The following is a 26,577-nucleotide window of genomic DNA, read 5'->3' as shown; positions in this document are numbered from 1 at the left end:
AGTCCGACTGTGCCGCCCGGCCGTCCGGGCGGCACACTCTTCATACGTACATATCGCAGCACCAACGAAAACAGGTAGAGGTCATGGCCGGGAACAGCCAGCGCAGGAACCGCCGCACGTCCAACAAGAAGGGCGCCACGGTCGGCAGCGGTGGCCAGCGGCGCAGGGGCCTGGAAGGCAAGGGCCCCACGCCCAAGGCCGAGGACCGCAAGGGCCACAAGGCCTTCCGGGTCTCCAACGCCATGGCCCGCCAGGCCGCCAAGCGCCGTCCCGCCCCGCGCCGCGGCGGCCCCAAGGGCGCCAGCGAGATGGTCGTCGGCCGCAACCCGGTCTTCGAGGCGCTGCGCGACGGCGTCCCCGCCACCACCCTGTACGTCCAGCAGTTCATCGACAACGACGAGCGCGTCCGCGAGGCGCTCCAGCTCGCGGGCGAACGCGGCAACATCAACCTGATGGAGGCCCCGCGCCCCGAGCTCGACCGGATGACCAACGGGCTCAACCACCAGGGCCTGGTCCTCCAGGTCCCGCCGTACGAGTACGCGCACCCCGAGGACCTCACCGACGCCGCCTACGACAACGGCGAGGACCCGCTGATCGTCGCCCTCGACGGGGTCACCGACCCGCGCAACCTCGGCGCGATCGTCCGTTCCGTCTCCGCGTTCGGCGGCCACGGCGTGGTCATCCCGGAGCGCCGCGCCGCCGGCATGACCGCCGGTGCCTGGAAGACCTCGGCCGGCACCGCCGCCCGCACGCCGGTCTCCCGGGTCACCAACCTGACTCGCGCCCTGCAGGAGTACAAGAAGGCCGGCATCGCCGTCGTCGGCCTCGCGGCCGAGGGCACGCACGAGGTGCAGGACCTGGAGGCGCTCGCCGGCCCGGTCGTCATCGTCGTCGGCTCCGAGGGCAAGGGCCTGGGCCGCCTCGTCGGCGAGAACTGCGACTACCTCGTGCGCATCCCGATGCCGGGTGGCGCCGAGTCGCTCAATGCCGGTGTCGCCGCGGGCGTCGTGCTGTACGAGGCGGCCCGCCGCCGTGCCGCGCAGCCGCGCGCCTGATCGCCTTGATCCACTTGGCTCAGGGAACGTGACCCGTGAGCGTGCCACCCCGCCCGTTTCGGGCGGGGTGGCTTGATCTTGACGGGTCTCGGACAGATCCCTGATGTCAAGGCAGTGTCCTAAACACTGATCACTCGGTTAGATGAGTGTGGACACCAGAACGTCAGGGTTCGACGACCAGCCCGCGCTGAGCATGGTCAAGGTGCCGTGCGACCCCGCACAGGTCATCGTCAACCACGCCAGCTTCCGCGTGCGGCTCGCACCGAGCCCGAGCGCGCGTCCCAAGCCCGCGAAGGCCCCCGGCCGCGCACCCGTCCTGGGCGGCGCCGTGGTGGCCGCCGCCGGGGCCACCCGCCGCCGGGCCCCCGTGGTCTGGAGCGGCAAGTCCGACACAGGCGACGCCGCCGCGGCCATGGGCGGACTGCTCCAGGCCGTACGCGGCCACGACGCGCACGACGGTGGCGCCACCCAGGTCATCCCGCGCGTCGACCTGGACCACGATCTCGCCGAGGACACCCTGGCCACGCCGACCGTCATCGGCCAGCGCAGCTACGGGGACCCCGCCGAGACGCGCCCCCTGGCCGCCGTACGGGACCTCCCGTACGAGCAGCCGCAGGGACCGGCGGCCGGTCCCGGGCCGGAGTCCCGGCGTCCGGCGGGCGACAACCGCGGTCAGGCGTCCTACTACCCGGGCCGCCGGATGAACCTCGGCGTCGTGCTGCTCCCGCTGCGCGTCTTCCTCGGCTTCATCTCCATCTACGCCGGCATGGGCAAGCTGTGCGACCCCGTCTACTTCGACGGTGGCGAGCGCGGCTCCATGGTCACCTGGCTGCACACCCTGCACCCGTGGGCGCTGGCCGAGCCGCTGCGCGACTTCGCGCTCGCGCACCCGGTGGGGGCCGGCCTCAGCGTGGCCTTCATCCAGGTCATCGTCGGCGTCCTGACGGTCTTCGGCCTGTGGCAGCGACTGGCCGCGAGCTTCGGGGCGCTGCTGTCCGCCGCCCTGCTGATGACGGTGAGCTGGAAGACCGTCCCGGCCTACGACGCGCCCGACATCATCTACCTCGCCGCCTGGAGCCCGCTGATCATCGCGGGCGCCCCGGTCTACTCCCTCGACGGGCGTCTCGCCGGGGAGGCCTGGCGCACCCTCGGGCCGCGCTCCGAGATCTGGCGGCTGCGCCGCCGGGTGCTGCGGCGCGGGGCCATCATGGCGAGCGTCGTGTGTGGACTCACCCTGCTCGTCGGCTCGCTCCTGGGCGGCGCCGTCCGGTCCACCACGGTGGTCACCGTCCCCGGACCCGGCGAGGCCCCCAGCAACTACCTTCCGGGCCGCCCGCTGCCGCAGACGCCGGCCAGGCAGCAGCCCGCGCAGCAGCAGCCGACCCGGGCCGCGTCGCCGACGCCCTCCCCGTCCGAGACCTCGGCCAAGGCCGGGAAGACCGCTTCGGGGGCGCCCTCCCGGGCGACGACGGGCGCGGGTTCCGAGTCGCCCACCGCGACCCGGGGCACGACCGGCAAGCAGCAGACCCCGCGCAGCACTCCCCGCCAGTCGACGGCGCCGAAGTCGCCGTCCTCCTCGTCGGGCAGCAGCACCCGCGGTTCGGGCACCGCTCCGACCAAGCAGCCCGGCCTGATCGGCGGGCTCATCGGCTGAGCCCTCCGCCAGGGGCCGGCACACGGGAGCCCGGTACGCGTGAGCGTGCCGGGCTCCCGTGGCGTGTGCCGCGTGGCGTGTGCCGCGTGGCGTGTGCCGCGTGGCGTGTGCCGCGTGGCGTGTGCGGAGAAGGTGCCGGAGGGCCGGGCGCCGCGAGGGCGGTGCGGGCCCTCAGGAGCCCGTCTGCGCCGCCAACTCGCGTGCGGCCTCGGTGAGGTCCTTGGCCGTGTCGATCGCCCGCCAGTAGGCGCCCTGGGGCAGCGGGAAGCCCGCCAGCCGCCGCTCCCGCGCCAGCCGTGGGAAGGTGGTGCGTTCGTGGTCTCCCAAGTCCGGCAGTAGCGCGGCGAATTCGGGCCCGAAGACGTACACCCCGGCGTTCACCGGGTACGGCGACGGCGGGGCCTCGATGAAGTCCAGTACGTGGCCGTACGCGTTGGTCTCCACCACCCCCCACGGGATCCGCGGCCGGGCCAGTGCGAGCGTCGCGACCGCCCCGCGCTCGGCATGGAAGGCGGCCATTTCACGGAGCGAGAAGCGGGTCCAGACGTCGCCGTTCGTCGCGTACCAGGCCCCTCCGGGGTCCGGCAGGTGCCGTGCGGCGTACTTCAGGCCGCCCCCGCGGCCCAGCGGTTCCTCCTCGACCACCGTGGTCACGCGCAGCGGCAGCGGCGCCTCGGCCAGCCACTCCTGGAGCACCCCGGCGAGGTGCCCGCACGAGACGACGGCGTCGGTGACCCCCTCGGCCGCCAGCCAGGCCAGCTGGTGCCCGATGATCGGCAGCCCGGTCCCCGGGATCTCGACCATCGGCTTGGGGCGGTCGTCGGTGTACGGACGCAGCCGCGAACCCTGGCCGCCCGCCAGGACGACTGCCTGGGCGGGTGGGGCGGGGAACGCGGCTGCGGAGGAGGCGGATCGGGGGTCGTCGGTCATGACGGCCAGCGTAGGGACGCGGCGCGGGTCAGCCCATGGAGGCGACGCCGGCGGCGTACGAGGTGTCGCAGACGGGGCGGGCGAACGACTGGGCCTTCGTCGGGCCGTACGCCTCGACGGCGGCGCGTCCGAGCGCGCGGGCGATCCCCACGCAGTGCTCGGCGAGCGACGGCCGGCGGTTCACCTCCTGCTGCAGGTGGGTCAGGACGTCGTCCGGCCCCTGTCCCTGCTGCAGTTCGCCGACGAGCTGGGTGCGCAGCACCTCGTGGGCGGCGCGTGGCTTCGCGGGCGTCGAGACGCCTTCGGCGGACGCGGTCACGAGCTGGGAGGAGGACGTGTCCGCCCAGGGGACCATGGTGACCGCGAGGGTCCCGGACAGGACCAGGACGACGGGCAGGACCAGGGCGAGGGAACGGCCGATACGGCGGGCAGTGTGGGTCACGAGGGCGAGAGTAGCGCTCGGTGAAGATTTGGCGACATTTAGTCACCCTGTCGGGGGATGGTTCGACGTGGCTTTTCGAATTCCGGGTTGACGGGGCCGCCCGAATGGCCCGCTCTGCCGGGGTTCCTGAGGAGATCCCGTCGGCAACCGACGGCGGAGGGGCGCCCCTTGGCGGGACGCCCCTCCAACCCCCTTGCCGGTACGACTAGTCGGACAGTCGCTGACCGGAGGAGGTGGAGAAGACGTGGATCTCCCCGGCCCGCGGCACGATGTGCAGGCTGGAGCCCTTCTCCGGGACCTGGCGGCCGCCCACGCGGACGACGAGGTCCTGCGAGCCCTCGGCGGCCGAGGTGGAGCCGTAGACGTACCCGTCGGCGCCGAGTTCCTCGACGACGTTCACGGTGATCGTCAGGCCGCCGCTCTCGGCGACGTCGAAGTGCTCCGGGCGGACGCCGACCGTGACGGCCCGGTCGCCCGCGTCGGCCGCGGCGGACAGCGCGGCGCGCGACACCGGAACGACGCTGTCGCCGAACTTCACGCCGCCGTCGGTGATCGGGACCTCGACCAGGTTCATGGCCGGGGAGCCGATGAAGCCGGCGACGAAGAGGTTCGCGGGGCGGTCGTACATGTTGCGCGGGGTGTCGACCTGCTGGAGCAGACCGTCCTTGAGCACGGCCACCCGGTCGCCCATGGTCATGGCCTCGACCTGGTCGTGGGTGACGTAGACGGTGGTGATGCCGAGGTCGCGCTGGAGGGCGGCGATCTGCGTACGCGTCGACACGCGGAGCTTGGCGTCGAGGTTCGACAGCGGCTCGTCCATCAGGAACACCTGCGGCTTGCGCACGATCGCGCGACCCATGGCGACGCGCTGGCGCTGGCCGCCGGAGAGCGCCTTGGGCTTGCGGTCCAGGTACTGGGTGAGGTCGAGCATCTTCGCCGCGTCCTCCACCTTCCTGCGGATGGTGGCCTTGTCCTCGCCGGCGATCTTGAGCGCGAAGCCCATGTTGTCGGCGACGGTCATGTGCGGGTAGAGCGCGTAGTTCTGGAACACCATTGCGATGTCCCGGTCCTTGGGCGGCAGGTGGGTGACGTCGCGGTCACCGATGCGGATGGCGCCGCCGTTGACGTCCTCCAGGCCCGCGAGCATGCGCAGCGAGGTGGACTTGCCGCAGCCGGAGGGGCCGACGAGGACGAGGAACTCGCCGTCCTCGATCTCCAGCTCCAGCTGGTCGACGGCGGGCTTGTCGCCGCCCGGGTACAGACGGGTCGCCTTGTCGAAGGTGACAGAAGCCATGCTGATGAATCCCTTCTACCGGCAGGAACGTGCCGGACGATCCGAGTGGAAGGTCTAGTCCAGAATCCGGACTCCGCCCGACGCTACCCGCCGCCGCCCGTGCTGTCAGCACCGCTCCGCCGTGACTTCGAACTTTGTGCGATCTGTCGGACCCGCCTGCTTTCCTGCCCGCTCACACCCGGTCGGCGGGCGGCATGAGCGGTCACGGGTGCGGGTTCAATGTGATGGCTCGGGCAAACGGGCGCTGTGTAGAGTGATGGCGGCCCCACACGCTGTGCGTTCGGGGGTGGCCCTGTGCCGCCTTAGCTCAGTTGGTAGAGCAACGGCTTTGTAACCCGTAGGTCATCGGTTCGATTCCGATAGGCGGCTCCATTGCAGGTCAGAGGCCCCGGACAGGTCACCGTCCGGGGCCTTCAGCGTGTCTCGGGCCGTCAGTGGCGGCCCGAGACGCGGTCGGCCAGGCGGGCCAGGGGGGCCGTCGTCGAGGTGTGGGTGGCCGCCTCCCGACGGTCCGCCTCGCGGTACGCGGCGTAGAGGGCCTGCACCCCGAGCCAGCGGAAGGGCTCCGGCTCCCAGCGGCGGACCCGGTGATTCACCCACGGCAGACCGGTCAGCCCGGTGGACTCGCCGAGGACCAGGTCGCGCAGGGTGCGGGCGGCCAGGTTGGCGGTGGCGACACCCGAGCCGACGTACCCGCCCGCCCAGCCCACCCCCGTGGCACGGTCCAGGGTGACGGTGGCGCACCAGTCGCGCGGTACGCCGAGGACGCCCGACCACGCGTGGGTGATCTCCGTGCCGGTGAGCACCGGGAAGAAGGAGAAGAGCAGGTCGCGGAGCGAGTCGACGGTGGCCGGCCGGGTCCGGCCGTCGTTGTCGGTGCGCGAGCCGAAGCGGTACGGGACCCCGCGCCCGCCGATCGCGATCCGGTCGTCGGCGGTGCGCTGCGCGTACATGTACGCGTGGGCCATGTCGCCCAGGACCTCGCGGCCCGACCAGCCGAGCCGTGCCCAGGTCTCGGCCGACAGCGGGGCGGTGGCGATCATCGAGGAGTTCATCGGGAGCCACGACCGCTTCTGGCCCTTGAGAGCGGCGGTGAAGCCCTCCGTGCAGCGCAGGACGTGCGGGGCGCGGACCGTGCCGTAGGGGGTGACCGCCTTTCCCGCGGAGATCTCCGTGACCGGGGTGGATTCGTGGATCACCACGCCGAGGCGGTCGCAGGCCTCGGCCAGGCCCCTGACCAGTTTGAGGGGGTGGACGCGGGCGCCGTGCGGGCTCCAGCTGGAGCCGACGGCGTCGGCGATGCCGATGCGGGCGCGGGTGGCGGCGGCGTCGTGGAGCTCGCGGTCGGTCTCGCCGAAGGCGAGCTCGGCGGCGTGGAAGGCCTTCAGCCGGCCGAGCTGGGCGGGGGTGCGGGCGACTTCGAGGACGCCGCCGCGGTGGATGTCGGCGTCGATGCCCTCCCTGACGGCGACGTCGACGACCTCGGTGACGGTCTCGTTCATGGCCTGCTGGAGGCGCTGGGCGGCCTGCCGGCCGTGGAGGGCGGCGAAGCGGTCGCGGCCGGCGATGCCGTTGTAGAGCCAGCCGCCGTTGCGGCCGGAGGCGCCGTAGCCGCAGAACTTCTGCTCCAGGACGGTGACGCGCAGGTCGGGGGCGGCCCGCTTCAGGTAGTAGGCGGTCCACAGGCCGGTGTAGCCGCCGCCGACGATGACGACGTCGGCGGTGGCATGAGCGGTGAGGGGCGCGCGCGGTGGGGTGTCCGGGGTGCCGGGGAGGGTCGCGTACCAGAAGGAGATGCCGCCGTTGATCGTCATGGGGAGTTGCTATCCCTTTTCCCCGCGAGGTGCCAGGGACGGGATGTCGCGCCGCGGGGCGTGATGCGCGGCCCCCTGCCGCTTGCCCTGCGGGCGGCCCGGCCGTGTCTCCCGCAGGATGCTCGGGGCCCCGGGGGCCGGCCTGCGGTCCCGGACCGACCGGGCCGGGCGGGCGGCGTACCGCAGGGGACGCCGCCGAGCCGGGGCGCAGGGCGATAGCGTCGCCGCATGGTCGAGGTCGTGGAGATTCCGGACGGGCTGATCGAGGCCCAGATCGGGTACAACGGGGATGCCGGCCATCGTCAACAACTTCCGCGCGCAGGACGTGCGGTGGCGGTTCGACGTGCTGACCGAGGCGGCGGGCCTGGATCGGGCGCGGGCGCGGGCCTGGACGCTGGGCCGGGTGCGGCAGACCTGCCAGTGGGACGTGGAGGACGGTGAGGAGCGGCTGGACGAGGACCGGCTGGCGGTCGCCCGGCTGCTGCTGGGGCGGTGAACCCGCCGGGGTGGTGAACCCCTGGGGCGCTGCCGCGGTTCGTGGCGCCGAGGCCGGCGATGCCTGCGCCGGCCCGGCGGTGATCCGCGGGCGGCGTACGGGAAGCACGGCGCGAGGCGCGGGTCACGGTGCGCCGATGGACGGGGTTCTCGGCGGAGCCGAAGGCGCGGAGACGGACCGGGTTCCTGGCGGCGCGCGGGGCGGCGGCGGGCCCGGGCCCGGGCCGCGGGCCGATGTCAGTGCGGTCGGCCAGGATGGGGGCATGGTGCGAGACGGGCGGAAGCAGTCGGTGAAGGCAGCGCGGAGGCCGCAGCTGCGGCTGCCGGACCTGGTGCCCTGGCAGGGGCGGGAGCTGGAGACGGACGGGGACTACGAAGGGCTGGAGTTCGCGGACCTGGACCTGGCGGGGCAGGAGGGGGTCGGGGCCCGGTTCATGGACTGCGCGGTACGGCGCTGCACGCTGGACGAGGCGGGTCTGGCGAAGACACGCATCCTGGATTCGGTGCTGGAGGGGGTCCGCGGGGTGGGGACCGACCTGTCGGGGGCCTCGCTGCGGGACGTGGAGCTGGTGGACGCGCGGCTGGGCGGGGTGCAGCTGCACGGGGCCGGTCTGGAGCGGGTGGTGGTCCGGGGCGGCAAGATCGACTACCTGAACCTGCGGACGGCGCGGCTGCGCGACGTGGTCTTCGAGGGGTGCGTGCTGGTGGAGCCGGACTTCGCGGGCGCGGTACTGGAACGGGTGGAGTTCCGGGAGTGTTCGCTGCGCGGGGCGGACTTCAGCGGGGTCCGGATGGCTGAGGTGGATCTGCGGGAGGCCGCCGTACTGGAGATCGCGCGGGGGGTGGAGGCGCTGGCCGGGGCGGTGATCAGTCCGGCGCAGCTGTTCGACCTGGCCCCGGCGCTCGCCTCCCGGCTGGGGGTGCGGGTGGTGCCGTGACCGGGCCCGCGGTCCGGGTGCGGCGCCGTGACGGGGGAGGCGCTCCCGGCCTCCCCGGCTCCCGCCGGGAGGTGTCCGCGGACGGGGAGGCGGCGACGGCGGGGCGGAGGCTGTGGCGAATGGCCGAGCGACCGGGTGTCCGGGCGGGCGGTGCACCGGGGTGGGCGCCTAACGTCGCAGGCGGACACACCGGTGCCCGAGGCCTGTGGAGGTGTCATGTCCCACCGGAGCTGCCGGATCCGATGGCTGGTCGGAGCCTGCGTCAGTGCCGTCGCCGTCACCCTGCTCCTCGTGGTGCCCGCCCCCGGCCCCGGCCCGCGGCTGCCGCGGCAGGGCGCCGGGGGCGGTGCGGGGGCCACCGGGACGGCCCTGGGTGCCTACCTCCACTACGGGTCGCCGGGCGTCGAGCGGATGGCGGAACTCTCGCGCTGGCTCGGCGGTACCGAGCTGCGCGCCGGGCACACGTACCTGCCCGGCGACACCTGGACGAACATCGAGGGGGCGCCGGATTCCCTGCGCAGCTGGGCGCGCTGGCGCAGGGAGAGGGCCGACCGGCTCTTCGTCCTGAACGTGCCCATGCAGGAGGGCAACGAGGCCCGTGTCCCCGACGCCCGGGTCGCGGAGCTGATCCGCGCCGGTGCCCGCGGGGCGAACGACCACCATTTCCGGCGCCTGGCCGACCGGCTGGTCGGCCTCGGCTTGCCGGACGCGGTGATCGTGCTCGGCTGGGAGATGAACGGCTTCGACTACACCCACCGCTGCCGTCCCGACCCCGAGAACTGGAAGGCCTACTGGCGGCGCATCGTGACCGCCATGCGTGCGGTGCAGGGGCAGCGCTTCCGGTTCGACTACGCGCCCAACCGCGGAGCCGACGCGATCGCCTGGACCCGTTGCTATCCCGGTGACGACGTGGTCGACGTCATCGGCATGGACTCCTACGACCAGGAGCCCGGCCGCACCTTCGACGAGCAGGTCACCCAGCCCTACGGGCTCCGGCAGCAGGTCGACTTCGCGAAGGCGCACGGCAAGCGGATCTCGTACCCCGAATGGGGGCTGTTCCGGCACGGCGACAATCCCGAGTACGTGCGGCGCATGCTGGCCTGGTTCGCCGAGCACGAGCCGCTCTACCACAGCATCACCGACTACTGCCCGCACGGCGTGTGGCAGTGCGGGCAGAACCCGCGCTCTGCGCGGGTGTTCCGGGAGGTGCTGTCCGGCGGACGGCCCTGACTACCCGGGAACGCGGGGGAAGCGGGCCTGGAGGGTCCAGACGGCCGGGTTGTCGCCGAGCCCGTCGTGCATGTCGATCAGGTCCGCGAGCAGGTCGTGCAGGAAGTCGCGGGCCTCGCGGCGCAGCAGCCGGTGGCTGAAGGTCAGCGGGGCCTCCTCGGCCGGCATCCAGTCGGCCTCGACGTCGACCCAGCCGAAGCGGCGCTCGAAGAGCATGCGGTCCGTGGACTCGGTGAAGTCGATCTCGGCGTACTGGCGGTTGGCGGAGCGGCTGCCCCGCGGGTCCTGGTCGAGCCGCTCGACGATGTCGCACAGTGCCCAGGCGAAGTCCAGCACCGGAACCCATCCCCAGGCTGTGGATACTTCCCGGTCCGAGTCGGTGTCGGCGAGGTAGACGTCCCCGCAGAACAGGTCGTGGCGCAGCGCGTGGACGTCCGCCGAGCGGTAGTCGGTCTGCGGGGGGTCGGGGAAGCGCCGGGAGAGGGAGTAGCCGATGTCGAGCACGTACCCGATGGTGTCACGGGTGCGGAGGGGGCCCCACCCCGGCGTCAGGAGGGGAGGAGGCGCTGCTCCTTCGCGACCGAGACGGCGCCCGCACGGGTGTCGACGCCGAGCTTGTCGTAGATGCGCCCCAGGTGGGTCTTGACGGTGGCCTCGCTGATGAACAGGGCACGGGCGATGTCGCGGTTGCCGAGGCCGCGGGCCAGCTGCCCGAGGATGTCCAGTTCGCGGTCGGTCAGGGTGGGGCGGCCGCCCCGCATGTGGGCCATGACGCGGCTGGCGACCGGCGCGGAGAGGGTGGTGCGGCCCTGGCCGGCGGAGTGGATCGCGGCGAAGAGCTCCTCGGGGCGCTCGGCCTTGAGCAGGTAGCCGGTGGCGCCCGCGCCGATCGCCCGGGTGATGTCCGCGTCCGTGTCGTAGGTGGTGAGGACCAGGACGTGCGGGGGCCGCGGGAGCGCGGTGATGCGGCGGGTGGCCTCGACGCCGTCGATGCCCTCGCCGAGCTGGAGGTCCATGAGGACCACGTCGGGGCGGAGCCTGGACGCCAGGGCGACCGCCTCCTCGCCGCTGCCGGCCTCGCCGAGTACCTCGATGTCGGGTTCGCTGCCGAGGAGGGCCAGCAGGCCGGCGCGGACCACCACGTGGTCGTCGCAGAGCAGGATCGTCGTCATGGAGCGGGCTCCAGGGGGATGGCCGCGGACAGGACGGTGCCCTCGCCCGGCGTGGATTCGATGGTCAGGGTGCCGCCCAGCTGGCGGACGCGGGCCCGCATCGCCGGGAGGCCGTGTCCGCGCCCGTCGGCGGCGTCGGTGTCGGCGCGGGGCTGGGTGAAGCCGTGGCCGTCGTCGGCGACGTCGAGCACCACCTGGTCTCCGAGGAAGCTCAGCGTGAGCGCGGCCGTACGGGCGGCGGAGTGCTCGCGGACGTTGGCGAGGGCGCCCTGGGCTATCCGCAGCAGGGCCGACTGGACGCGGTCGGGCAGCGGGGCGGGGGCGCCTTCGAGGTGGAAGCGGACCTCGATGCCCGGTCCGGCGTCCAGGCGGCGCAGTGCCTGGGCGAGGCCGGCGCCGTCGGCGAGCTCGGAGGGGGCCAGGTCGTGGACCAGCCGCCGGGCCTCGGCGAGGCCGTGTGCGGCGATGTCGGTGGCGGTGCGGACGTGCGCGCGGGCGGTGGCGGGGTCGGTGTCCCAGGTGCGGTCCGCGGCCTGGAGCAGCATCTGCTGGCTGGACAGGTTCTGGGCGAGGGTGTCGTGGATCTCCATGGACAGCCGCTGGCGTTCCGCGAGGGTGCCTTCGCGGCGTTCGGTGGCGGCCAGTTCCCGGCGGGTCCGGATCAGGTCGTCGATCAGTGCCCGCTGGGCCCGGGCCTGGCGTTCCATGTGGACGAAGACGGCGGTGGCGAGGGCGGCGACGGCGGGCGGCGCCAGGAGCAGGTTGGGATCGAAGGACTTGGACAGCTGGAGCTGGGCGGTCACGACGAAGGCGGTGAGGAGGGCCACCAGGACGATGGCGGGGCGGGGCGGGAGGGTGCGCAGGGCCGTGAAGAAGAGCGGTACGGCGCACCAGGCGAAGCTGGGCGCGAGGACGACGAGGACCACCCAGGTGGTGACCACCAGGCCGAGCCAGAGGAGGCGCCGGCGGGTGGGGGCGGCGCCGAGCGCGGGGCCGAGCACATAGAGCAGGGCCAGGGTGACGCCGAGGGCGATGACCCATGGAGTGCGGGGTTCGCCGGGGTGGCGCAGCAGGAAGCGGGCCACGGAGGCGCCGAGGAGGAGGAAGAAGGCGGTGTGGGCGACCGTCGCCAGCGTGCGGGTGTCGTCGCGCGGCGCGGCGGGTGTCACGGGGTGCTCCTCGGTCGGGGGCATGCGTCCATTGTCGGCTGCGGCGCCGCTCCCCGGGCTCCGCCCCGGGCCCGGGTCACCCAGGTCACCCGGGTCCGACCAGGGAATACCGTGCCGGGGGCGGAGCGCATCGACCGATCGGACGACCCCCGGGTCAGCCGGTGCGGTGGGCGGGGCGAGCCGGTACGGGGACGGGGCGGAGGGGGGACCGGGCACAGGCTTGGAGCAGTGAAGGAGCCGGTCCGACCGGCCCGGAACGAGACCCGATGCCGTCACCGTGCCACCGTTCTCAGGAGCAGCAGAGATGAAGACCCGCACCCGCGTTCTCACCGGTACCGCCCTCGCCGTCGCCCTGGGCGCCGGCGCCTTCGGTGCTGTGAGCGCCAGCGCGAGCCCCGCCGCCACCACCGCCCAGGCCGCCGCCCTCGCGGCGAAGAAGGACGCTCCGAGCGACAAGAACTTCACCACGACGACCCACCTGACCGTCGACGCCGCCACCCGCGCCGCGCAGGCCGCCCTCCAGGCCGCCGCGGCGGAGAACCAGAAGGTGACCGTCGCGGTGGTGGACCGCAACGGCAACACCATCGTCACCCTGCGCGGCGACGGCGCCGGCCCGCAGTCCTACGAGTCGGCGCAGCGCAAGGCCTTCACCGCAGTGTCCTGGAACGCCCCGACCTCGGTGCTCGTGGGCCGGCTGGCCCAGGCCCCGAACCTGAAGGACATCCCCGGCACCCTCTTCCTCGGTGGCGGCACCCCGGTCCAGGCGAACGGCGCCCCCGTGGCCGGCATCGGCGTGGCCGGCGCCCCGAGCGGCGATCTGGACGAGAAGTTCGCGAAGGCCGGCGTGGACGCGCTGAGCAAGTAGGACGCGCGCCGTGGCCGCTTAGGATCGAAGGCGTGGAACACCGCGCGCTTCCCCGCCTCGCCGCCCCCGCCCTCGTCGCCCTGCTCACCGTCACCACGGCGTGCACGGGGGGCCCGGTGCAGGGGCGGCCGGGCGCTTCGGGGCTGCGCGACCCGTACTTCCCCAAGGCCGGCAACGGCGGCTACCAGGTCGAGCACTATGCGCTGGACCTGGACTACGACCCGGCGGACGGGGTGCTGCACGGCAGGGCCGTCATCACGGCGCGTGCCGGACAGGGGCTCAGTTCCTTCAACCTCGACCTGAGCGGCCTGCACGTCGAGGGCGTTGACGTGGACGGTGAGGGCGCCCGTTTCAACCGGACCGGCAACGAGCTGACGGTGCGCCCGGCCGACGACCTGGAGAAGGGCCAGGTCTTCCGGACGGAGGTCGCCTACAGCGGCAGGCCGAGGGCCCTGACGGACGTGGACGGCACCAGAGAGGGCTGGATCGCGGACGAGGACGGCGCGGTCGGCGTCGGTGAGCCGGTCGGCTCGATGACCTGGTTCCCCGGCAACCACCATCCGAGCGACAAGGCCTCGTACGACATCACGATCACCGTCCCGGGCGGCTACGAGGCGGTGTCGAACGGGGAGTTGCGCTCCCGCACCGAAGGCGCCGACGGGCGCACGCGGTTCGCGTGGCACAACCCGGAGCCGATGGCCAGCTACCTGGCCACCGCCGTCGTCGGCCCGTACCGGGTGACCACCGGGAAGACGCCTTCGGGGGTGTCCGTCTACAACGCGGTGTCGCCCGGGGAGGCGGCGGCGAGCGAGCCCGCGCTCAAGCTGCTGCCGGAGATGGTGGAGTGGGGCACCCGCCGGTTCGGCCCGTACCCCTTCGGCACGGCGGGCGCGGTGGTGCTGCCCGCCGGGACGCTCGACTACGCCCTGGAGACGCAGACCAAGCCGGTGTACCCGGGCGCACCCGAAGCCGGGCTGGTGCTGCACGAGTTGGCCCACCAGTGGTTCGGCAACTCCGTCTCGCCGAAGACCTGGAAGGACATGTGGCTCAACGAGGGCTTCGCGACCTATGCCGAGTGGCTGTGGGACGAGGACCACGGCGGGCCCACGGCGCAGCAGCACTTCGACGCCCTCCTGGCCGGTGACACGGACGTCGACGAGGCCGCCGACTCCGGCTGGGACGCCTTCCCGCCGGCCGATCCGCCCGGTCCGAAGGACATCTCCGCGAGCCCGGTGTACCAGCGCGGCGCGATGGTCCTGCACCGGATCCGGCAGGAGGTCGGCGACGAGGGGTTCTTCGCCCTGGTGCGCGGGTGGGCCGCCGACCACCGGCACGGGAACGCGAGCACCGCCGACTTCACCGCCTACGCGCAGGGGAAGACCGGCCATGACCTGACGGAGGTCTGGGACGTGTGGCTGTACGGGACGGCCCGCCCGAAGTAGGCCGTGGCCGGGCGGGAGCGACGCCGCTACGCCGTGCCGAGGGGCTTGCGCAGCACCGTGCAGTCGCGGCCCAGCTCGCGGTCCTTGGCCCGGCGCACGGGGGAGTACCCCTGGGACTGCCAGAACGCCAGGGCCTTGGGGTTGTTGTCCAGTACGGCGATCTGCACGCCGGTGCGTCCGGCGGCTCGGAAGCGGTCCTCGACCAGGGTGGCCACGGCGCGGCCGAATCCCTCGCGGTGCGCGGTGGCGTCGATGAGCAGCAGGCCGATCCACGGGTCGTCGTCCCCCGGGGCGGCGGCCGGGTTGCGGTCGAGGGTGGCGGCGAGGCCGACGAGGCGGCCGGCGCTGCGGGCGAGCAGGATCTCCGCGCTGGCGTGGGCCAGTTCGTCAGCGAGGGAGGCCGCGACCTGTTCGACCGTGATGCGGTTCGGGTCGGGGAAGTCGCCGCTGAGTTCGAAGAAGGCGTGGTTGGTCGAGTAGAGGGCGGCGATCTCGGTCAGGACCGGGCCGGGGAGGGCGCCGTCCACGGGGACCAGCGGTTGGAGGATCACGTGGGGAACGGTAGCGAAGCCCCCTCCCCGGACGGCCGGGAGGGGGCTTCGCCCGCGCTGGTGTCGGTCAGCGCCGGACCGGGCGGACTCAGACGTTGACGCCGAAGTCCTGGGCGATGCCGGTGAGGCCGGAGGCGTAGCCCTGGCCGACCGCGCGGAACTTCCACTCCGCGCCGTTGCGGTAGAGCTCGCCGAAGACCATGGCGGTCTCGGTCGCCGCGTCCTCGGAGAGGTCGTAGCGGGCGATCTCGGAGCCGCCGGCCTGGTTCACCACGCGGATGTAGGCGTTGCGGACCTGGCCGAAGTTCTGGCTGCGGCTCTCGGCGTCGTAGATGGAGACCGGGAAGACGATCTTGTCCACGTCGGCGGGCAGGCCCGCGAGGTTCACCTTGATGGCCTCGTCGTCGCCCGCGCCCTCGCCGGTGCGGTTGTCCCCGGTGTGGACGATGGTCTGGTCCGGGGTGGACTTGTTGTTGAAGAAGACGAAGTGGCCGTCGGAGACGACCTTGCCCATCGCGTTCACGGCGATGGCCGAGGCGTCGAGGTCGAAGTCCACACCGGTCGTGGTGCGGACGTCCCAGCCGAGACCGACCGTGACGGCGGCGAGGCCCGGGGCCTCCTTCGAGAGCGAGACGTTGCCGCCCTTGGACAGGCTGACAGCCATGGGAATGTCCCTTTCCTCATCCAACATGCACGTACAGGCGGTCAAGGTACCGCTGACCCCTATAACGCGACGAGAGGCCGCTCGGGTTCCCGCCGGGGATCGCGGGTCCTGGCAAATGCGGGTGACGCGGGCCGAGCGGGCGCGGATCATAGGGGACATGCCTGGTCCCTATGTCATCCGCGGTTCGGTCGTGCTCCCCGAGGGGGAGCTCTCCTGGCGTTTCTCGCGGTCCTCCGGGCCGGGCGGGCAGCACGTGAACACGTCCGACTCGCGCGTGGAGCTGCTGTTCGACCTGGCGGCGACCAAGGCGCTGCCCGAGGTCTGGAAGGAGCGCGCGCTGGAGCGCCTCGCGGGCCGGCTGGTGGGCGGGGTGGTGAGCGTGCGGGCCTCCGAGCACCGCTCGCAGCTGCGCAACCGGGAGATGGCGCTGGTCCGGTTGGCGTCGCTGCTGGCCGAGGCGACGGCGCCGCCGCCCAGGCAGCGCCGGCCGACGAAGATTCCGCGCGGGATCAACGAGCGGCGGCTGCGGGAGAAGAAGGCGCGGTCCGAGACCAAGCGGGGCCGGACCGGCCGGGACTGGTAGCCGCCGCGGGTCAGGGTCCGAGGACGCCGGCGGCGGGCCGGCGCGGCGCGGGGCCGGGCCGGGCGGGGCCGCGGATCAGCTCAGGTGCCGGTAGCGCCCGCGGAAGTAGGTCAGCGGCGCGGAGTCCGGGGACGGCAGGGCAGCCGTGAGCACCCGACCGATCACCAGGGTGTGGTCGCCCGCCTCGACGCGGTTCTCCGTACGGCATTCCAGGGTGGCGAGGGCGCCGCTGAGCAGGGGCGCGCCGGAGGCCTCGCCGCGCACGTGGGGCAGGTCCGCGAAGAGCAGTCGGTCGCTGATGCGGCCCTTCATGGCGAACCGGCCCGCGATCGGGAGCTGGTGGTCGGCGAGGACGGAGACCGCCCACAGCGGCTGCTCCGCCAGCAGGTCGTCCATGCGGGAGCCCTCGCGCAGGCTCACCAGGACCAGGGGCGGGTCCAGGGACACGGACATGAAGGCGGTCGCCGTCATGCCGATGTCCTCGCCGCGCGGTCCGCCGTCCGCCAGCGGGCTCTCGTGCGCGGTGATCAGGCACACGCCCGCGGCCAGCCGGGACATCGCGGCGCGGAACTCGTCATTGCTCACCCCCTCAGCATGGGGGTTCGCGTCGGGCCGGGCGGGCAGAGGGGTCGTCTTCAGCACGCTGAAACGCTAATCTCGCCCTCCCGTGCGGCACATCGGGCCCTGGTCCGAGTCGTGCCCCCGCCCCTCGGCCTAGGCCCGGGCGTATCGTTTGCTCACGAGAAGGCGGGGGGAGCGCTCCCAGTCCGAACCGTCCCAACGCGTACCGTTATTCATCTCATGTGACTTGACTCACAGAGGGCAAGATTTGTTGACCCTGTGTACCTGCCGCACAGCTCACTGTGATTCAGTGGACGGGACACCGCAACGAAACGCCGATGACAAAACTGGAGTTGCTGTCGAGGTCTCGGGGAGAGCGAGCAATGGAGACCGAGTCGGAGCCGTACGTCCGTCTTGCGACCCTGCGGCAGCTGCACCGGGTGGTGGCCGATCTCAATACGGCCCGGAGCCTGGCGGACACTCTGCAGACCGTCGTGGACGGCATCGTCGTGGGCCTCGGCTATGAGCTCGCCTGTGTCAACCTCGTGCGCCCGGACGGCGATCTGGTCGTCGCCGCCTTCGCCGGAGACCCGGCCGCCGAGGCCCTCATCACCGGTCGCGTCGGCTCCCGCGCCTCCTGGGAGCGCCGCCTGACGATGGGTGAGTGCTGGGACGGGCTCCGCTTCATCCCGCACACGGAGGGCTGGATCCTGCTGGAGGACGACGTCCCCCAGTGGCACACCGACGGCCCCGATCCGCGCTTCGAGGACGAGTGGCACCCCGAGGACCGGCTCTACGCCCCCATGTACGCGTCCGGTGGGGAACTTCTGGGTGTCATTTCGGTGGACAGACCGCGCAACGGCCGCCGCCCCGGCGCGTGGGGCCGCGAGGCGCTGCAGATGTACGCCTTCCAGGCGGCGATTGCGATCAGCAATGCCAGGCTGCGCGCGAACATGCAGCGCGCCCTCGTCCGGCTGGAGCGCGAGCAGCAGGCGCTCCGCGCCAGCGAGGAGTCCTTCCGGCAGGCCTTCGAGTACGCCCCCAGCGGCATGGCCATCGCCGAGATGGGCGGTGACCAGCACGGCCGGCTGCTGCGCACCAACGACGCGCTGTGCCGGCTGCTCGGCAGACCCGCCTCCGTGCTGCGCCGCTACTCCTTCTCCGACCTGGTCCACCCCGAGGACATCGGCACCCTGCTGCGCACCTCCGCCGAGGGCGGCCGCGCCGAGCTGCGCCTGGGCCGCCGGGACGGCACGTACGTATGGGTCTCGCTGCGCAACTCCGTCGTGGCGGACGCCGCGGACGGGCCGCGCTTCCTGCTCACGCACGTCGAGGACATCGAGGAACGCAAGCGGCACGAGCTCCAGCTCGCCCACCGGGCCAGCCACGACTCGCTGACCGGCCTGCCCAACAGCGCCGAGCTGCGGGCCCGGCTCGGCGCGCGGCTGTGCCGCAGGCCGCAGTCCGCCCGGGCCAGCGCCATCGAGGCCCTGGACGCGGCCTTCGAGGGGCGCGACGCGCCCGGCGGGCAGGACGGACACGAGGCCGGGTTCGAGGCGGGTGGTGCGGGTGAGCGCGGGTTTCACCCCGACGGCCCCGACCGCTACACCGCGGCCGATCCCTTCGACTTCCCCGGGGCGCCGACGGCGCCGACGGACGGGCCGTACGACCACCACGTGCACACGGTGGCGCCCGCGGCCGACGTCGACGACGGGACGAAGGGGCTCGCGGTGCTCTTCTGCGACCTCGACGGCTTCAAGTCGATCAACGACCGGTTCGGGCACCACACGGGCGACGCGGTCCTCATCGAGGTGGCCCGGCGCCTGACGACCGGCGTCAGGGACGGTGACACCGTTGCCCGGCTGGGCGGTGACGAATTCGTCGTCCTGGCCGACGGCCTCGGCGCGGCGGACGCCGCGGACCTCGCCGTCCGACTGCGCAACGCGATCATTCCGCCGATCCGCGTGGACGGCCGGGCCGTGCGTGTCGGCGCGAGTTTCGGTATCGGCTGGGCCAGCTGCGGCATGTCCGCGGACGAAGTGCTGCGCTCCGCCGACCAGCGGATGTACATCGAGAAGAGGTCCCGCTCCAAGGCGCACCGCCGGGCGGGCTGAGGCGGTCCGGCGCCCGTGGGTGCACCTGTTCGGGGTAGGCTCCCGGGGGTCGAAAGGAGTGACCTGCGATGACGACGCCCGCGAACAACGGCCCGGACGGTGGGGCGAACAAGCCCGAGGACGACGATCCGTTCGGCTATCTCTACGCGGACGGCCAGGCTGCCGGAGCCACCCCGCCCACGTCGGGCGGCGGGTACGGCTACCCCGGTGCGTCGGTCGGCGGTCACCCCGGTGCACAGCCCGGTGTCCCCCGTACCTCGCACCACCAGGTGCGTACGGTCGGTGACCGGAGGAACGGCGGCCAGCGCGGCCCCGTCCCCCAGCAGCAGGGCCCCGGCTACCAGGCCCAGTACCAGGCCCCCGAGGCGCTCCAGGCGGGCGGCTACGGCGTGCCGCAGCAGCCTCAGCCGCAGCACCAGACCCAGACGCCCGGGTCGGCCGGAAGCCACGGCGGGCACGGTGGGCACGGCGGGGGCTCCTCCAGCCGCCGCGGTCTGCTGATCGCCGCCGTCGCGGTGGTCGGCGCGGTCGCGATCGGCATCGGCGCGGCCCTCGCCTTCGGTGACAAGAACAAGCCCGTGGACAAGGGCCAGGACACCGCCACCGGCAACCAGCAGTCGGCGGCCCCGAAGGACCCGGCCAGCCCCACCCAGAGCGCGCAGCCCTCGCAGGCCCCGCTGCCGAAGGGCGAGGCGGCCGGGGCGGGCATGGTGCTGACCGGCGGCGCGAAGCTGGACAGCACGGTGCCCGGTTCGAAGAGCTCGGGCGGGCAGTACGTCGCGGGCTTCAACCAGACCGGTGCGGCGCTCACCTGGACGGTGGAGGTCCCGGAGGCGGGCGACTACACGCTGTTCGTCAACTACGGCGTCCCCGGCAAGGACGGCAAGGCGACCCTCACGGTCAACGGGCAGACCCCGACCCAGGGGCTGAACCTCGCGAACTTCGCCAAGGCGGCGGACGGCGCCTGGGACAAGGGCTGGACGCGCACCTACGCGTGGATCACGCTCAAGAAGGGTTCGAACTCGATGAAGATCTCGTGCGAGCCCGGCAACCAGTGCGACGTGATCTTCGACCAGCTGGAGCTGGCCTCGGGCCACACCAAGCGCTGACCGTGCCCCGCCGAACGCTTCCGGCCCCGCCGCACCTGCGGCGGGGCCGGAAGCGTTCGAGGTGGCGGCCCGTCAGCCGCAGTGGACCCAGCCGGTGGTCTCGCGGTGTGTGCCCGGCCAGCCGCTGGAGCCGTTCCAGAAGCCCGTGACGTGGCCGGAGAGCATGACGCACTTGCCCGGGGCGGAGACATAGACGGGGCCCGCGTACTGGGTGTAGGTGCGCCGGTTGTCGGCGGACACCTTGCCGTCGCTGGAGCTGATGGCTATCCCCATGCCGTCGGTGACGTTGAACTGGGTGTCGCGGCGGAGGATCGCGCAGTTCTTGCCGGTGGACTTGTTGTAGTAGAGGAACATCACACCGGCGCCGGAGGCGCCCGTGTGGTCGCCCAGCGGGTAGGCGTCCTGCTGGTAGTAACCCGCGCCGCACGAGCCGCCCGAGATCGTCTGGGCCTGGGCTGGCACCGCCGCCAGGGAGGAGACGGCCACTACTCCGGTGGTGATGGCGAGCACCCTGCGAGAGATTCGGTTCATGTCGTTCAACCTTGCATATGTGTAGATCAACAGCGTTCGTGATCATAGTCCGCCGAATCCGGGCGACCGGTCGCTGAGGCACCGTCAAAAATGTTACTCAAGAGATAATTTCAAACGCAGTCAGGCGTTCGGGGTGCGCGTTCAGCGACTCGGCCGCGCGGGCGCCCGGTCGGCCCGCCCGGCGGACGGGTCAGCCGCCGCTGGTGACGCGCACGCTCCGGCGCAGCTCCTCGTAGACGCCGGCGTCGAACTCTCCCGCCACCGGGGCCAGCACCGCGGCCGCCGAGAGGGCCACCGCGCGGGTGAGGCGGTCCGGCCAGTCCAGGCCCTCCGTCAGGGCGGAGAGCAGACCGGCGACGACGGAGTCGCCGGCTCCGGTGGGGTTGCCGGAGAGCGGGCGCGGCGGGGCCGCCTGCCAGGTGCCCTGGGCGGTCGCGGCCAGCAGGCCGGCCGGTCCCAGTGAGGTGACCACGGCGTGCGCGCCGCGGCGGCGGGCGTCGCGGCTGGCGGGGAGCGGGTCGCGGGAGCCGGTCAGCTCGGCCAGTTCGACGGTGTTCGGCTTGATGATCTCGGGGCGGGCGGCGACCCCACGGCGCAGGGCCTCGCCGCTGGTGTCCAGGAGGACGGGGACGCCGGCCGCGCGGGCCGCCCGTACGAGTACCGCGTACGCGCCCACGGGGACGCCCGGCGGGAGGCTGCCGCACAGGGCCACCGCCCGCGCCCCGGCCACGAGCTCTTCGTAGTGCGCGAGGAACCGCGCCCACTCGTCGGCCGTGATCAGCGGGCCCGGCTCGTTGAACTGGGTGGTGTCGCCGGAGGCTTCGTCGACCACGGCCAGGGTGCGGCGGGAGGCGCCCTCGCAGGGCAGCAGTGCGTCCACCACCCCGGGCGAGGCGGCCAGCGTGTCCCGTACGACGGAGCCGACCGGCCCGCCGGCGAAGCCCGTCGCCGTGACCTCGTGGCCGAGCGCGGCCAGGACGCGGGCGACGTTGAGCCCCTTGCCGCCGGGCCGTTCGCTGACGGCCGTGACCCGGTGCGAGGCGTGCGGGAGCAGCCGCGGCACGCGGTAGGTGACGTCGAGTGCGGTGTTGAGCGTCACGGTCAGGATCATGGGTACCCCCGGGTCTGTTGCTGCCGGGATCATGCCAAACACGAGGCGGTCGGCCCAGTCCTACGGGCCGACCGCCTCGTTCCGTCCAGCCGCATGGCCGTCAGGCGGGCCTTCGGAAGGCGGGGCTGACGACCCATTCGCCGCGTCGCATGACGCCCTTGAGGTCGAAGGCGGCGTCCAGAACGACGAGGTCGGCGTACTTGCCGGGCTCCAGCGAGCCGATTTCGTCGTACAGGCCGATCAGCTTGGCCGGGTTGGCGGAGATCGCCTGGACCACGGATTCCACCGGCAGTTCGTCGAGGGTCACCGAGCGCTTGAACGCGGTGTCCAGGGTGAGCGTCGAGCCGGCGATGGAGCCGCCCTCGACGAGCCGGGCCACACCGCTCTTGACCTCCACCTCCAGCGGGCCGAGGTGGTAGGTCCCGTCGCCGAAACCGGCCGCGTCCATGGCGTCGGTGATCAGTGCCACGCGGTGCGCGCCTGCGTGGTGGAAGGCCAGTTCGAGGGCGGCCGGGTGCAGGTGGGTGCCGTCGTTGATGAGCTCGACGGTGATCCGCTCGTCCTCCAGGAGGGCGGCGATCGGGCCGGGTTCGCGGTGCGCGAGCGCGGGCATCGCGTTGAAGAGATGGGTGGCCACGGTCGCGCCCGCGTCGATGGCGGCGCGCGTCTGCTCGTACGAGGCGTCGGTGTGCCCGATCGCGGCGATGACCCCGTGTTCGGCCAGCAGCCGTACCGAGTCCAGGCCGCCCGGCAGTTCGGTGGCCAGGGTGACCATGCGGGCGGTGCCGTGGGCCGCGTCGACGAGCTTGCGGACCTCGGCCGGGTCGGGGTCGCGGAGCAGGTCCTCCTTGTGGGCGCCCTTGCGGCAGGGGTTGATGAACGGCCCCTCGAAGTGGATGCCGGCGATCTCGCCCGCTTGCGTCAGTTCGGCCAGCAGCCCGGCCCGGCGGGCCAGTTCGTCCAGGTCCCCGGTGACGGTGGAGGCGACCAGGGTGGTGGTGCCGTGCGCGCGGTGGGTGCGTACGCCCCGGAGCACGTCCTCGGTGGTGCCCGAGGTGAACGAGGCGCCGCCGCCGCCGTGGTTGTGGATGTCGACGAAGCCGGGGACGATCCAGTGCCCGGTCAGGTCGACGATCTCCGCGTCCTCCCGGGCGCTGCCGGCGATGCGGGCGCCCTCGACGATGACCCGGCCGCCCGCCACGGTCCCGGTGGGGAGTACCACCCTGGCGCCGGAGAGAACAGTGCTGTGTGCGCTTCCGGACATCAGGCCGGTACCTCCGTGGCGAGTAGGTCCCAGGCGAGCAGCCCTGCGCCCAGGCAGCCGGCGGTGTCCCCGAGGGCCGCCGGCACGATGTGGGGGAGCCGCTGGAACGTCACGCGCTCCTCCACGGCCTTCCGTAGTGGTGTGAACAAGGTTTCCCCCGCCTCGGCGAGTCCGCCACCGATGATCAGCGTGCGCGGGTCCAGCAGGGTGATCGCGGTGACCAGCCCGTCGGCGAGGGCTCCCACGGCGGCCAGCCAGACCTCTCGGGCGCGCGCGTCACCGGATGCGACGGCTCTGGCGCAGTCGGCGGCGTCGGCTCCGGGGTCGCCGGAGGCGGCCGCCCAGGCGCGGCTGACGGCGGCGGCGGAGGCGAGGGTCTCCAGGCACCCGCGCTGGCCGCAGCCGCAGTCGGGGCCGCCGGGGCGGACCACGATGTGCCCGATCTCGCCCGCGTACCCGTGGGCGCCGGCCTCGATGCGGCCGGCGATGCCGATGGCGCCGGCGATGCCGGTGCCGAGCGGGACGAAGAGGAAGCGGTCGGCGCCTCGGCCGGCGCCGATGCGGCCCTCGGCCAGTCCGCCCGTGCGCACGTCGTGGCCGAGGGCCACGGGGATGCCGCCGAGCCGCCCGGTGAGCAGCGCGCGCAGCGGGACGTCGCGCCAGCCGAGGTTCGCCGCGTAGACGGCGGTGCCGCTGTCGGCGTCGACGATGCCCGGGACGGCGACGCCGGCGGCCGAGGCGGCCCGTCCGAAGCGTTCCCGGCCGGTGGCGAGGAGCTCGCAGGCGAAGTCCTGGATCGTCTCGACGACGGCGTCGGGGCCCCGCTCGCGGCCGGTGGGGCGGCGCGCCTCGTGCAGCAGGGTGCCGTCGTCGGCGACGAGGGCGGCCTTCATCCCGGTGCCGCCCACATCGAGGGCGATGACGTGTTTCACGGGTTTCACAGAGACAGTCTCGCGTGCTCGGCGGGGAAAGGTCTAGTCCATTGGGAGGGATTGTTGAGTGGCCATACAAATCGGGCGCCCTGGTGGGGGGCCTGATGTGGACGAGCCGCCAAAGTGGTGTAGACCTTACGTGGATCGTACGTACAACAAGGGGTGGATCGATACCTGTGAAGGGCCGTTACCAGAGCCTGGCCGCGTCCGGCGCCGCGCTGTGCCTGACCGCCGTCACGCTGACGGGCTGCGGAGCCATCGGCGGACTCACCGGAGACAACGAGGTGACCCTGCGGGTCGTGGCGGCCGATTACGGGGACACTCCGCAGAACTCCTCGGCCGGCTACTGGAAGGGCCTCGCCGAGGGCTTCCAGAAGGACCACCCCGGCGTCAAGGTCGAGGTCAACGTCTACTCGTGGTCCGAGGTCGACGCCAAGGTCGCCGAGATGGTCAAGGCCGGCAAGGCGCCCGACATCGCCCAGATCGGCGCCTACGCCGACTACGCCGCCGCCGGCAAGCTGTACTCCACGGCCGAGCTGCTCTCGGTGAAGACCGAGGCCGACTTCCTTGCGCCGCTCGCGGACGCCGGGAAGGTCAAGCAGGCCCAGTACGGCATGCCCTTCGTCTCCAGCACCCGGCTGCTCTTCTACAACGAGAAGCTGCTGGCCGACGCCGGAGTGATCGGCAAGGACGGCAAGGGCTGGCAGCCCAGGAGCTGGGCCGACCTGGAGGCCGCGGCGAAGAAGCTCAAGGCCGCGGGCGTGCCCGTCCCCTTCGCGCTGCCGCTGGGCCGCGAAGAGGCGCAGGCCGAGACGATGATGTGGATGCTCGCGGGCGGTGGCGGCTACACCGACAACGAAGAGGGCTACGCCATCGACTCCGCCGACAACGTCAAGTCGCTGGAGTTCCTCCGGGACAAGATGGTCGGCCAGCAGCTCGTCGGGCCCGTCGAGCCCGGCAAGCTGGACCGCCAGGCCGCATTCGAGGCCTTCACCAAGGGCGAGGTCGGCATGCTCAACGGCCACCCGACGCTGATGAAGCAGGCCGAGGCCAAGGGCGTGAAGTTCGGCATGGTGCCGCTGCCGACCTCCGACGGCTCCCCGCAGCCGGCGATGGGCGTCGCCGACTGGGTCATGGCCTTCAAGAACGGCCACCGCGAGCAGTCCGGCGCCTTCCTGGACTACCTGTACCAGCCGGAGAACGTGACGGCCTTCACCGAGAAGTACGACCTGTTGCCCGCCACCACCACCGGCTTCCAGGCGAAGCAGGCCGCCACCGGCCCCGCGGCCCAGCTCAGGCCCTTCCTGACGGCGTTGCCCGGCTCGCGGCTCTACCCGGTCGGCAAGAAGTCCTGGGCGGGCGTCAGCGAGGACATCAAGCAGAAGATCGGCACGGCCGTCCAGCCCGGCGGACAGCCCGCCAAGGTGCTGGAGGAGATCGCCACCGCGGCGCGCGCCGCGGACAAGGGCTGATCCGGGGGACGCCGCCGTCTGTCGGACGGCGGCGTTAATCTGGCCGTATGACGGACGACGGGCAGCTGACGGCCACGGAGGCCGCGGTGCTCGCGTACGAGGGACGCACCTGGCCGGGGCCCGGAGCGAAGGAACGGGCCATACGGGAAGGACTGGGGATGACCCCGGTCCGCTACTACCAGTTGCTCAACGCCCTCATGGACGACCCGCGGGCACTGGCCCACGCCCCGGGCACCGTCAACCGGCTGCGAAGGATCCGCGAGGCCCAGCGAGCCCGGCGATAGCCGTAGCCGTGGACCCGCCGGGCCGTTAGGGTCGTGCGTATGGGGAGCCATCCGCACGATCTGCCGATGCCCGTCACCGCAGCCGGACGCGAGGGACTCGAAGCCCTGCTCCGCGCACCCCGCCGGTCCGTGGTCGCCCTGGACTTCGACGGCACCCTCGCCGACATCGTCCCGGACCCGGACCAGGCCCGGGCACATCCCGACGCCGTTCCCGCGCTCTCGGCGCTCGCCCCCGAGGTGGACTCGGTGGCCGTGGTCACCGGGCGGCCGGCAGGCGTCGCCGTACGCTACGGCGGCTTCGCCGGGGTGCCCGGACTGGAGCACCTCGTCGTCCTCGGCCACTACGGCGCCGAACGCTGGGACGCCGTGACCGGCATAGTCCACGCCCCCGCCGAGCACCCCGGGGTGGCGGCCGTACGGGCCGAGCTGCCCGGATTCCTGGACTCCATCGGGGCCTGGCGCGGCACCTGGATCGAGGAGAAGGGCCGGGCGCTGGCCGTCCACACCCGGCGTGCCGAGGACCCGGCGGCGGCCTTCGCCGCGCTGCGCGAACCCCTCACGGAGCTGGCCGCCCGGCATGGGCTGATGGTCGAGCCGGGGCGGGCGGTGCTGGAGCTGAGGCCCCCGGGCATGGACAAGGGCGTGGCCCTGACGGAGTTCCTGGCGGAGCGGGACGCGGAGACGGTCCTGTACGCCGGGGACGACCTCGGCGACCTGGCCGCGTACTCGGCCGTCGAGAAGCGGAGGGCCGACGGGCTGCCGGGGCTGCTGGTGTGCAGCGGCTCGGCCGAAGTCCCCGAGCTCGCCGCCCGGGCCGACCTCGTCCTGCCGGGGCCGGCCGCCGTCGCATCGTTCCTGGCTTCCCTGGCCGGCGCCGTCCGCCGCTGACGCTCCGCCGTCC

26 protein-coding genes, 1 tRNA gene and 1 pseudogene are annotated in these 26,577 nt (G+C 73.0%); 14 read left to right on the top strand and 14 right to left on the bottom strand.

Translation table 11 applies throughout. The features are described from left to right. The first annotated feature begins 83 nt into the window (after window positions 1–83). The gene (gene rlmB / locus R4Z63_RS14090) at window positions 84–1,055 is read left to right on the top strand and encodes a 23S rRNA (guanosine(2251)-2'-O)-methyltransferase RlmB (RefSeq protein ID WP_384447884.1); all 972 of its coding nucleotides are present in this window, start codon (window positions 84–86) and stop codon (window positions 1,053–1,055) included. A 142-nt stretch (window positions 1,056–1,197) separates the two neighbouring features. Then, entirely contained in the window at window positions 1,198–2,709 is a 1,512-nt protein-coding gene (locus tag R4Z63_RS14085; RefSeq protein ID WP_037924698.1) for a DoxX family protein, read from the top strand. A gap of 171 nt (window positions 2,710–2,880) precedes the next feature. Here the strand turns inward: R4Z63_RS14085 and R4Z63_RS14080 are convergent, their stop codons facing one another. The 3 genes from R4Z63_RS14080 to R4Z63_RS14070 form a co-directional block, all read right to left on the bottom strand. Further along, window positions 2,881–3,639, bottom strand: coding sequence for a nucleotidyltransferase family protein (locus tag R4Z63_RS14080; RefSeq protein ID WP_037924700.1), 759 nt, complete (start codon window positions 3,637–3,639; stop codon window positions 2,881–2,883). Window positions 3,640–3,667: 28 nt separating this feature from the next. Then, window positions 3,668–4,081, bottom strand: coding sequence for a hypothetical protein (locus R4Z63_RS14075; protein ID WP_037924704.1), 414 nt, complete (start codon window positions 4,079–4,081; stop codon window positions 3,668–3,670). A gap of 205 nt (window positions 4,082–4,286) precedes the next feature. Continuing rightward, entirely contained in the window at window positions 4,287–5,375 is a 1,089-nt protein-coding gene (locus R4Z63_RS14070) for an ABC transporter ATP-binding protein (protein ID WP_384447879.1), read from the bottom strand. A gap of 296 nt (window positions 5,376–5,671) precedes the next feature. Here R4Z63_RS14070 and R4Z63_RS14065 point away from each other — a divergent pair. Beyond that, window positions 5,672–5,747, top strand: a tRNA-Thr gene (locus R4Z63_RS14065). Window positions 5,748–5,806: 59 nt separating this feature from the next. Here R4Z63_RS14065 and R4Z63_RS14060 read toward each other — a convergent pair. Continuing rightward, the gene (locus R4Z63_RS14060; RefSeq protein WP_384447876.1) at window positions 5,807–7,189 is read right to left on the bottom strand and encodes an NAD(P)/FAD-dependent oxidoreductase; all 1,383 of its coding nucleotides are present in this window, start codon (window positions 7,187–7,189) and stop codon (window positions 5,807–5,809) included. 289 nt (window positions 7,190–7,478) lie between these two features. Between R4Z63_RS14060 and R4Z63_RS14055 the strand changes: the two genes are divergently transcribed. The 3 genes and pseudogenes from R4Z63_RS14055 to R4Z63_RS14045 all read left to right on the top strand — a co-directional run. Next, window positions 7,479–7,685, top strand: coding sequence for a hypothetical protein (locus R4Z63_RS14055; protein WP_384447873.1), 207 nt, complete (start codon window positions 7,479–7,481; stop codon window positions 7,683–7,685). A gap of 262 nt (window positions 7,686–7,947) precedes the next feature. After that, a complete protein-coding gene (locus tag R4Z63_RS14050) occupies window positions 7,948–8,622 on the top strand; it encodes a pentapeptide repeat-containing protein (protein WP_384447870.1) in 675 nt (224 codons plus the stop codon). Window positions 8,623–8,838: 216 nt separating this feature from the next. Continuing rightward, window positions 8,839–9,837, top strand: a pseudogene (locus R4Z63_RS14045) (glycoside hydrolase family 26 protein); the annotation flags it as partial. A 15-nt stretch (window positions 9,838–9,852) separates the two neighbouring features. Here R4Z63_RS14045 and R4Z63_RS14040 read toward each other — a convergent pair. From R4Z63_RS14040 to R4Z63_RS14030, 3 genes are read right to left on the bottom strand one after another with little or no spacing between them, the layout of a single operon-like run. Then, window positions 9,853–10,356 carry a hypothetical protein gene (locus R4Z63_RS14040; RefSeq protein WP_037924712.1) on the bottom strand — a complete coding sequence of 168 codons (504 nt, stop codon included), beginning with the start codon at window positions 10,354–10,356 and terminating at the stop codon, window positions 9,853–9,855. Window positions 10,357–10,400: 44 nt separating this feature from the next. Continuing rightward, entirely contained in the window at window positions 10,401–11,024 is a 624-nt protein-coding gene (locus R4Z63_RS14035) for a response regulator (protein WP_037924714.1), read from the bottom strand. Beyond that, a complete protein-coding gene (locus R4Z63_RS14030; protein WP_384447866.1) occupies window positions 11,021–12,217 on the bottom strand; it encodes a sensor histidine kinase in 1,197 nt (398 codons plus the stop codon). Before R4Z63_RS14030 ends, R4Z63_RS14035 begins: the two co-directional genes overlap by 4 nt. Before the next feature lie 280 nt (window positions 12,218–12,497). Between R4Z63_RS14030 and R4Z63_RS14025 the strand changes: the two genes are divergently transcribed. Together R4Z63_RS14025 and R4Z63_RS14020 are read left to right on the top strand one after the other, a co-directional pair. After that, complete coding sequence (locus tag R4Z63_RS14025; protein WP_037924715.1) at window positions 12,498–13,058, top strand: GlcG/HbpS family heme-binding protein; 561 nt, start codon at window positions 12,498–12,500, stop codon at window positions 13,056–13,058. 32 nt (window positions 13,059–13,090) lie between these two features. After that, a complete protein-coding gene (locus tag R4Z63_RS14020; protein ID WP_037924716.1) occupies window positions 13,091–14,500 on the top strand; it encodes a M1 family metallopeptidase in 1,410 nt (469 codons plus the stop codon). Between the two features lie 26 nt (window positions 14,501–14,526). Here R4Z63_RS14020 and R4Z63_RS14015 read toward each other — a convergent pair whose 3' ends face one another. Beyond that, window positions 14,527–15,051, bottom strand: coding sequence for a GNAT family N-acetyltransferase (locus R4Z63_RS14015; RefSeq protein ID WP_384447861.1), 525 nt, complete (start codon window positions 15,049–15,051; stop codon window positions 14,527–14,529). Window positions 15,052–15,139: 88 nt separating this feature from the next. Continuing rightward, the gene (locus R4Z63_RS14010) at window positions 15,140–15,715 is read right to left on the bottom strand and encodes a TerD family protein (protein ID WP_037924720.1); all 576 of its coding nucleotides are present in this window, start codon (window positions 15,713–15,715) and stop codon (window positions 15,140–15,142) included. Between the two features lie 157 nt (window positions 15,716–15,872). Here R4Z63_RS14010 and arfB point away from each other — a divergent pair, with 157 nt between their 5' ends. Continuing rightward, window positions 15,873–16,298: an alternative ribosome rescue aminoacyl-tRNA hydrolase ArfB gene (gene arfB, locus R4Z63_RS14005; RefSeq protein WP_037924721.1), complete on the top strand. Its 426-nt coding sequence runs from the start codon at window positions 15,873–15,875 to the stop codon at window positions 16,296–16,298. A gap of 75 nt (window positions 16,299–16,373) precedes the next feature. Here arfB and R4Z63_RS14000 read toward each other — a convergent pair whose 3' ends face one another. After that, window positions 16,374–16,940 carry a flavin reductase family protein gene (locus R4Z63_RS14000; protein ID WP_384447857.1) on the bottom strand — a complete coding sequence of 189 codons (567 nt, stop codon included), beginning with the start codon at window positions 16,938–16,940 and terminating at the stop codon, window positions 16,374–16,376. Window positions 16,941–17,242: 302 nt separating this feature from the next. On the opposite strand from R4Z63_RS14000, the gene cdgB reads away from it, so the two are divergent. After that, on the top strand, window positions 17,243–18,973 hold the full coding sequence (gene cdgB, locus R4Z63_RS13995) for a diguanylate cyclase CdgB (RefSeq protein WP_037924724.1): 1,731 nt from the start codon (window positions 17,243–17,245) through the stop codon (window positions 18,971–18,973). A 68-nt stretch (window positions 18,974–19,041) separates the two neighbouring features. Continuing rightward, complete coding sequence (locus R4Z63_RS13990; protein ID WP_384447853.1) at window positions 19,042–20,082, top strand: CBM35 domain-containing protein; 1,041 nt, start codon at window positions 19,042–19,044, stop codon at window positions 20,080–20,082. Between the two features lie 72 nt (window positions 20,083–20,154). Here the strand turns inward: R4Z63_RS13990 and R4Z63_RS13985 are convergent, their stop codons facing one another. The 4 genes from R4Z63_RS13985 to R4Z63_RS13970 all read right to left on the bottom strand — a co-directional run bounded on the left by R4Z63_RS13985 (window position 20,155) and on the right by R4Z63_RS13970 (window position 23,920). Continuing rightward, window positions 20,155–20,613, bottom strand: a complete 459-nt coding sequence (locus tag R4Z63_RS13985) for a hypothetical protein (protein WP_384447851.1) — start codon at window positions 20,611–20,613, stop codon at window positions 20,155–20,157. A gap of 190 nt (window positions 20,614–20,803) precedes the next feature. Further along, on the bottom strand, window positions 20,804–21,724 hold the full coding sequence (locus R4Z63_RS13980) for a 1-phosphofructokinase family hexose kinase (protein WP_384447848.1): 921 nt from the start codon (window positions 21,722–21,724) through the stop codon (window positions 20,804–20,806). 100 nt (window positions 21,725–21,824) lie between these two features. Next, window positions 21,825–22,988, bottom strand: coding sequence for an N-acetylglucosamine-6-phosphate deacetylase (nagA, locus tag R4Z63_RS13975; RefSeq protein ID WP_037924727.1), 1,164 nt, complete (start codon window positions 22,986–22,988; stop codon window positions 21,825–21,827). After that, window positions 22,988–23,920 (bottom strand): ROK family protein, encoded by a 933-nt coding sequence (locus R4Z63_RS13970; protein WP_384447900.1) that lies wholly within the window; start codon window positions 23,918–23,920, stop codon window positions 22,988–22,990. Before R4Z63_RS13970 ends, nagA begins: the two co-directional genes overlap by 1 nt. Before the next feature lie 176 nt (window positions 23,921–24,096). Here R4Z63_RS13970 and R4Z63_RS13965 point away from each other — a divergent pair, with 176 nt between their 5' ends. Genes R4Z63_RS13965 through otsB form a run of 3 tightly spaced genes read left to right on the top strand, consistent with a single transcriptional unit; the run spans window position 24,097 to window position 26,564 of the window. Then, the gene (locus R4Z63_RS13965; RefSeq protein WP_384447844.1) at window positions 24,097–25,392 is read left to right on the top strand and encodes an extracellular solute-binding protein; all 1,296 of its coding nucleotides are present in this window, start codon (window positions 24,097–24,099) and stop codon (window positions 25,390–25,392) included. Between the two features lie 47 nt (window positions 25,393–25,439). Continuing rightward, window positions 25,440–25,676: a DUF3263 domain-containing protein gene (locus R4Z63_RS13960; RefSeq protein WP_037924728.1), complete on the top strand. Its 237-nt coding sequence runs from the start codon at window positions 25,440–25,442 to the stop codon at window positions 25,674–25,676. Window positions 25,677–25,715: 39 nt separating this feature from the next. Beyond that, window positions 25,716–26,564, top strand: a complete 849-nt coding sequence (gene otsB, locus R4Z63_RS13955; RefSeq protein ID WP_037924729.1) for a trehalose-phosphatase — start codon at window positions 25,716–25,718, stop codon at window positions 26,562–26,564. The last annotated feature ends 13 nt before the right edge of the window (window positions 26,565–26,577 follow it).

It is taken from the genome of Streptomyces sp. PL-29 (assembly GCF_058344425.1).
This window is presented reverse-complemented; position numbering and strand designations above follow the sequence as displayed.

Excerpts from the sequence above, each read along its gene's own strand:
- R4Z63_RS13990 (WP_384447853.1), top strand. The coding sequence starts at position 19,042 with ATGACGACGCCCGCGAACAACGGCCCGGACGGTGGGGCGAACAAGCCC.
- R4Z63_RS13985 (WP_384447851.1), bottom strand. The coding sequence starts at position 20,613 with ATGAACCGAATCTCTCGCAGGGTGCTCGCCATCACCACCGGAGTAGTG.
- rlmB (WP_384447884.1), top strand. The coding sequence starts at position 84 with ATGGCCGGGAACAGCCAGCGCAGGAACCGCCGCACGTCCAACAAGAAG.
- R4Z63_RS14060 (WP_384447876.1), bottom strand. The coding sequence starts at position 7,189 with ATGACGATCAACGGCGGCATCTCCTTCTGGTACGCGACCCTCCCCGGC.
- otsB (WP_037924729.1), top strand. The coding sequence starts at position 25,716 with ATGGGGAGCCATCCGCACGATCTGCCGATGCCCGTCACCGCAGCCGGA.
- cdgB (WP_037924724.1), top strand. The coding sequence starts at position 17,243 with ATGGAGACCGAGTCGGAGCCGTACGTCCGTCTTGCGACCCTGCGGCAG.
- arfB (WP_037924721.1), top strand. The coding sequence starts at position 15,873 with ATGCCTGGTCCCTATGTCATCCGCGGTTCGGTCGTGCTCCCCGAGGGG.
- R4Z63_RS14025 (WP_037924715.1), top strand. The coding sequence starts at position 12,498 with ATGAAGACCCGCACCCGCGTTCTCACCGGTACCGCCCTCGCCGTCGCC.
- R4Z63_RS13960 (WP_037924728.1), top strand. The coding sequence starts at position 25,440 with ATGACGGACGACGGGCAGCTGACGGCCACGGAGGCCGCGGTGCTCGCG.
- R4Z63_RS13980 (WP_384447848.1), bottom strand. The coding sequence starts at position 21,724 with ATGATCCTGACCGTGACGCTCAACACCGCACTCGACGTCACCTACCGC.
- R4Z63_RS14080 (WP_037924700.1), bottom strand. The coding sequence starts at position 3,639 with ATGACCGACGACCCCCGATCCGCCTCCTCCGCAGCCGCGTTCCCCGCC.
- R4Z63_RS14035 (WP_037924714.1), bottom strand. The coding sequence starts at position 11,024 with ATGACGACGATCCTGCTCTGCGACGACCACGTGGTGGTCCGCGCCGGC.
- R4Z63_RS14030 (WP_384447866.1), bottom strand. The coding sequence starts at position 12,217 with ATGCCCCCGACCGAGGAGCACCCCGTGACACCCGCCGCGCCGCGCGAC.
- R4Z63_RS14070 (WP_384447879.1), bottom strand. The coding sequence starts at position 5,375 with ATGGCTTCTGTCACCTTCGACAAGGCGACCCGTCTGTACCCGGGCGGC.
- nagA (WP_037924727.1), bottom strand. The coding sequence starts at position 22,988 with ATGTCCGGAAGCGCACACAGCACTGTTCTCTCCGGCGCCAGGGTGGTA.
- R4Z63_RS14055 (WP_384447873.1), top strand. The coding sequence starts at position 7,479 with ATGCCGGCCATCGTCAACAACTTCCGCGCGCAGGACGTGCGGTGGCGG.
- R4Z63_RS14010 (WP_037924720.1), bottom strand. The coding sequence starts at position 15,715 with ATGGCTGTCAGCCTGTCCAAGGGCGGCAACGTCTCGCTCTCGAAGGAG.
- R4Z63_RS14085 (WP_037924698.1), top strand. The coding sequence starts at position 1,198 with ATGAGTGTGGACACCAGAACGTCAGGGTTCGACGACCAGCCCGCGCTG.
- R4Z63_RS14050 (WP_384447870.1), top strand. The coding sequence starts at position 7,948 with ATGGTGCGAGACGGGCGGAAGCAGTCGGTGAAGGCAGCGCGGAGGCCG.